1 pseudogene is annotated in these 210 nt (G+C 71.4%); it reads right to left on the minus strand.

Going from position 1 to position 210, the window contains the following annotated elements:
* A pseudogene (locus tag AMS67_RS17585) lies at positions 1-210 on the minus strand (LytR C-terminal domain-containing protein); the annotation flags it as partial.

Genomic DNA, 210 nt, shown 5'->3' on the forward strand with positions numbered 1-210 from the left:
CCTGTGGCCGGGTCGATCTCGTAGCCGGTGGCGGGATCGATCGCGGGAGCATCGGCAGCGGCATCGGCGCCCGCATCGGTCTCGACACCGCTATCGGCCGCCGGAGCGTCCTCTGCGGCATCGGTGAGCGCCTGCGCCTCCTCGAGGCCGGGGCCCTGATAGTCGGCACCGATCAGCACCACGAGCTGCACCTCGTAGGCGGCGTAGTCC

The organism is Leucobacter japonicus (assembly GCF_001273855.1).
Lineage (GTDB): Bacteria > Actinomycetota > Actinomycetes > Actinomycetales > Microbacteriaceae > Leucobacter > Leucobacter japonicus.